The sequence below is a fragment of the Melaminivora alkalimesophila genome (genome assembly GCF_000282995.1).
GTDB classification, from domain to species: Bacteria; Pseudomonadota; Gammaproteobacteria; order Burkholderiales; family Burkholderiaceae_C; genus Melaminivora; species Melaminivora alkalimesophila.
In genome coordinates this window covers 1-5,172 of the sequence record NZ_ALEE01000430.1, presented here as the reverse complement: position 1 = coordinate 5,172, position 5,172 = coordinate 1, and the positions used below count along the sequence as shown (strand labels likewise).

The 5,172-nt window shown below is 66.8% G+C and carries 4 protein-coding genes; 3 read left to right on the top strand and 1 reads right to left on the bottom strand.

All coding sequences use genetic code 11. The features are described from left to right. Positions 1-58: 58 nt before the first annotated feature. The gene (locus A612_RS08480) at positions 59-694 is read right to left on the bottom strand and encodes a GntR family transcriptional regulator (RefSeq protein WP_019374074.1); all 636 of its coding nucleotides are present in this window, start codon (positions 692-694) and stop codon (positions 59-61) included. Between the two features lie 139 nt (positions 695-833). On the opposite strand from A612_RS08480, the gene scpA reads away from it, so the two are divergent. The 3 genes from scpA to A612_RS08465 form a co-directional block, all read left to right on the top strand. Further along, a complete protein-coding gene (gene scpA / locus A612_RS08475; protein WP_040436408.1) occupies positions 834-2,993 on the top strand; it encodes a methylmalonyl-CoA mutase in 2,160 nt (719 codons plus the stop codon). Positions 2,994-3,101: 108 nt separating this feature from the next. Beyond that, the gene (meaB, locus tag A612_RS08470; protein WP_040436406.1) at positions 3,102-4,133 is read left to right on the top strand and encodes a methylmalonyl Co-A mutase-associated GTPase MeaB; all 1,032 of its coding nucleotides are present in this window, start codon (positions 3,102-3,104) and stop codon (positions 4,131-4,133) included. A 58-nt stretch (positions 4,134-4,191) separates the two neighbouring features. Continuing rightward, the coding region (locus A612_RS08465) for an acyl-CoA carboxylase subunit beta (protein ID WP_019374071.1) at positions 4,192-5,172 on the top strand (981 nt) is incomplete at its 3' end.

The following is a 5,172-nucleotide window of genomic DNA, read 5'->3' as shown; positions in this document are numbered from 1 at the left end:
GGCAGGGCCCGCCTCGCTCCTGCACCGGGCCCGGCACCTGGTCGCTCGGGGCCGGGCCTCAACTGGCCGCTTCCAGGCCGCTTGCGAAGTGCGCCGCCATCGCCTGCTCGGTGGCCCGCGGGTCGCGCGCGCGCAGCGCCGCCATGATGCGCTCGTGCTCGGCCAATGATTCCTCGATCCGCCCCTGCTTGAACAGCGAATGGTGGCGGTTCAATTTCATGACCTTGCGCAGGTCCGCGACCACCTGCCCGAGCCAGCGGTTGTCCGCCATCTCCAGCAGCCGCATGTGGATGCGCTCGTTGATGGCGAAGAAGCGCTCGCGGTCCTCTCGCGCCTGCACCAGCTCGGCGTGCAGCGCCTCCAGCTCGCGCAGCTGGGCGGGGGTCGCCCGGGCGGCGACGGTCGCCGCCGCCTCGCGCTCGAGCAGCGACAGCAGCTGGTAGACGTCGCGCAGGTCCTTCTCTGACATCTCCGTCACGTAGGCCCCGCGGCGCACCTTCATGGTCACCAGGCCCTCGGCGGCCAGCACCTTGAGCGCCTCGCGCAGCGGCGTGCGGCTGATGCCGAATTCCTCGGCGATCTTCAGCTCGTCGATCCACGCGCCGGGCTCGAGCTCGCGGCGGAAGATGCGCTGGCGCAGCTCTTCCGCCACCTGTTCGTAGAGCGCGCGCGGGGCAAGGGTCACGGCGGACATGCGCGGACTGTAGCGCAGAAAAACTAAGAATTAATAATTACGACGCCATTCGGCGTTAAACTCCTGGCCCATCGCGCGCGGCCGGCGGCCCGCTCCCGTGCTGCGCCTGCTTGTTTTTCCGCCCAACGCCCTTCGTGCCATGAGCCAGCCATCCGACCCCCTGTTCACGCCCGCGACCCTCGAAGACTGGGCCAAGGCGGCCGCCAAGTCCGCGCCCGGCGGCGACGTCGAGGCCCTCAACTGGGTCACGCCAGACGGCATCACGGTCAAGCCCTTGTACACGGCCGAGGACACGGCCGGGCTGCCCTACACCAACACACTGCCGGGCTTCGAGCCCTACGTGCGCGGCCCCCAGGCCACCATGTACGCCGTGCGGCCCTGGACCATCCGCCAGTACGCGGGCTTTTCCACCGCCGAGGAATCCAACGCCTTCTACCGCAAGGCGCTGGCCGCTGGCGGGCAGGGTGTGTCGGTGGCCTTCGACCTGGCGACGCACCGCGGCTACGACTCGGACCACCCGCGCGTCACCGGCGACGTGGGCAAGGCGGGCGTGGCGATCGACAGCGTGGAGGACATGAAGATCCTGTTCGACGGCATTCCGCTGGACAAGGTCAGCGTGTCCATGACCATGAATGGCGCGGTGCTGCCGGTGCTGGCGGGCTACGTGGTGGCGGCCGAGGAGCAGGGCGTCAGCCAGGACCAGCTGTCGGGGACCATCCAGAACGACATCCTCAAGGAGTTCATGGTCCGCAACACCTACATCTACCCGCCAAAGCCGTCGATGCGCATCATCGGCGACATCATCGAGTACACGAGCCGGAACATGCCCCGGTTCAACTCGATCTCGATCTCGGGCTACCACATGCAGGAGGCCGGGGCCAACCAGGCGCTGGAACTGGCCTTCACGCTCGCCGACGGCAAGGAATACGTGAAGACGGCGATTGCCAAGGGCATGGACGTGGACGATTTCGCCGGGCGGCTGTCGTTCTTCTGGGCGATCGGCATGAATTTCTACCTGGAGATCGCCAAGATGCGCGCCGCGCGCCTGCTCTGGTGCCGCATCATGAAGGGCTTCAATGCCAAGAAGCCCAAGAGCCTGATGCTGCGCACGCACTGCCAGACCTCCGGCTGGTCGCTCACCGAGCAGGACCCCTACAACAACGTGGTGCGCACCACCATCGAGGCCATGGCGGCCGTGTTCGGCGGCACGCAGAGCCTGCATACCAATGCATTGGACGAGGCGATTGCGCTGCCGACGGAGTTTTCCGCCCGCATCGCGCGCAACACGCAGCTGATCATCCAGGAAGAGACCCACATCACCAAGGTGATCGACCCCTGGGCCGGCTCCTACATGATGGAGAAGCTGACCCAGGACATGGCGGACGCCGCCTGGAAGATCATCGAGGAGGTCGAAGCCATGGGCGGCATGACGGCCGCCGTGGATTCGGGCTGGGCGAAGCTGAAGATCGAGGCGGCTGCAGCGGAAAAGCAGGCGCGCATCGACTCCGGCAAGGAAGTCATCGTCGGCGTGAACAAGTACCGGCTGGACAAGGAAGACCCGGTCGACATCCTGGAAGTGGACAACGTCAAGGTGCGCGACAGCCAGATCGCGCGCCTGGCGGCCATCCGCAAGACGCGCGACCAGGCCAAGGTCGATCAGGCGCTGGCGGCCCTCACCCGCGCGGCCGAGTCGGGCGAGGGCAACCTGCTGGACCTCGCCATCCAGGCGATGCGCCTGCGCGCCACCGTGGGCGAGGTCTCCGACGCGCTGGAAAAGGTTTTCGGACGGCACCGTGCCGACACGCAGATGGTCACGGGGGTCTATGCCAAAGCCTACGAAGGCGCCGAGGGCTGGGAAAAGCTCAAGGCCGAGATCGAGTCCTTCGCCGAAGCGCAAGGCCGCCGTCCGCGCGTGATGATCGCCAAGCTGGGCCAAGACGGACACGACCGCGGCGCCAAGGTGGTCTCCACCGCCTTTGCCGACCTGGGCTTCGACGTGGACATCGGGCCACTTTTTCAGACGCCGGAGGAATGCGCCCGCCAGGCCATCGAGAACGACGTGCATGCCATCGGCGTCTCGACGCTGGCCGCCGGTCACAAGACGCTGGTGCCCGCCATCATCGCCGCATTGAAAGAGCAGGGCGCGGACGACATCATCGTCTTCGTCGGCGGCGTGATCCCGGCCCAGGACTACGACTTCCTCTGGAAAGCGGGCGTCAAGGGCATCTACGGGCCGGGCACGCCGATCCCGGCGAGCGCCAAGGATGTGCTCGAGCAGATCAAGGCGGCACTTGCCTGAGTGCCTTGCTGGATCAGGCACACGCTCGCAAATCTAGACTACCGATGTGCGCGACTTCCACCACTATCGCCTGCCCGACGGGCGTGCGATCGAGATCCCGTGACGGGCATGCGTGATCTTCCCCTGCTCGATCCCTTGCTGCACGGCCCACCCCTGGCGCGCCGCCGCGCCATGGCCAAGGCCATCACGCTGCTCGAATCGACCCGCACCGACCACCGCGCGCAGGCCGACGAGCTGCTCACGGCGCTGCTGCCGCACACCGGCCGCGCGCTGCGCTTAGGGATAAGCGGCGTGCCGGGCGTGGGCAAGTCCACCTTCATCGAGGCGCTCGGCCTGTACCTGATCCGCGAGCAGGGATTGAAGGTGGCGGTGCTGGCCATCGACCCGTCGTCTACCGTCTCGGGCGGCTCCATCCTGGGCGACAAGACCCGCATGGAGCAGCTGTCCAACGAACAGGACGCCTACATCCGCCCGAGCCCTTCCGGCGGCACCCTGGGGGGCGTGGCGGAGAAGACGCGCGAGGCAATGCTGGTGTGCGAGGCGGCCGGCTACGACGTGGTCATCGTCGAGACCGTGGGCGTGGGCCAGAGCGAGATTGCGGTGCACGGCATGACCGACATGTTCTGCGTGCTGCAGCTGCCCAACGCCGGCGACGACCTGCAGGCCATCAAGAAGGGCGTGATGGAGCTGGCCGACTTGGTGGTCATCAACAAGGCCGACATCGACCCGCACGCCGCAATCCGCGCGCAGGCGCAGATCACCTCCAGCCTGCGCCTGCTGGCGATGCACGGCAATCCCGACCACGACTGGAAGGCCGGCCTGGTCTGGCGGCCCAAGGTCATCACGCTCAGTGCTTTGAAGGGCGAGGGCGTGGATGAATTCTGGGCCGTGGTCAGCGAGTTCCGCTCCATGCAGACCGGCAACGGCCGTCTGGCCGCACGGCGCGAGCGCCAAGCGCTGGCCTGGATGTGGGAGCGCATCGACTTCGGCCTCAAGCAGGCGTTTCGCCAGCACCCAGAGGTCAGGGCGCTGCTGCCGCAGCTGCAGCAGGACGTGGCCGCAGGGCGCATCGCGCCCAGCACGGCAGCGCGGAGCCTGCTGGCAGCCCAGACAGGACCAGCGCAGGCAGCGGCCAATTGAACGGCTTGCGCCGGCGCGTTTCCACGGACCCCCGGTTCAACACAAGGACGAACACCACATGCAAAGCATCCTCGAACAACTGGAGAAAAAGCGCGAGCTCGCCCGCATGGGCGGAGGCCAGAAGCGCATCGACGCGCAGCACAAGAAGGGCAAGCTCACGGCGCGCGAGCGCATCGAGCTGCTGCTCGATGACGGCACCTTCGAGGAATGGGACATGTTCGTCGAGCACCGCTGTGCCGATTTCGGCATGCAGGACAACAAGATCCCGGGCGACGGCGTGGTCACGGGCTACGGCATGATCAACGGCCGCCTGGTGTTCGTCTTCAGCCAGGACTTCACCGTCTTCGGCGGCGCACTGTCCGAGGCCCATGCCGAGAAGATCTGCAAGATCATGGACCAGGCGATGAAGGTCGGCGCCCCGGTCATCGGCCTGAACGACTCGGGCGGCGCGCGCATCCAGGAGGGCGTGGCGTCGCTCGGCGGCTACGCCGAGGTCTTCCAGCGCAACGTCATGGCCTCGGGCGTCATTCCGCAGATCAGCATGATCATGGGCCCGTGCGCCGGCGGCGCGGTGTATTCGCCCGCCATGACCGACTTCATCTTCATGGTCAAGGATTCGAGCTACATGTTCGTGACGGGCCCGGAAGTCGTGAAGACCGTGACGCACGAGGAAGTCACGGCGGAAGAACTCGGCGGCGCCATCACCCACACCACCAAGAGCGGCGTGGCCGACATGGCGTTCGAGAACGACGTCGAGGCGTTGCTGATGCTGCGGCGCCTGTACAACTACCTGCCGCTGAACAACCGCGAAAAGCCGCCGGTGCGCCCGAGCAAGGACCCGGCCGACCGCGCCGACCTGAGCCTGGACACGCTGGTGCCGGCCAACCCCAACCAGCCCTACGACATGAAGGAGCTGATCCTCAAGACCGTGGACGATGGGGATTTCTTCGAGCTGCAGCCCGACTATGCGAAGAACATCATCATCGGCTTTGCCCGCATGGAGGGGCAGACCGTGGGCATCGTCGCCAACCAGCCGCTG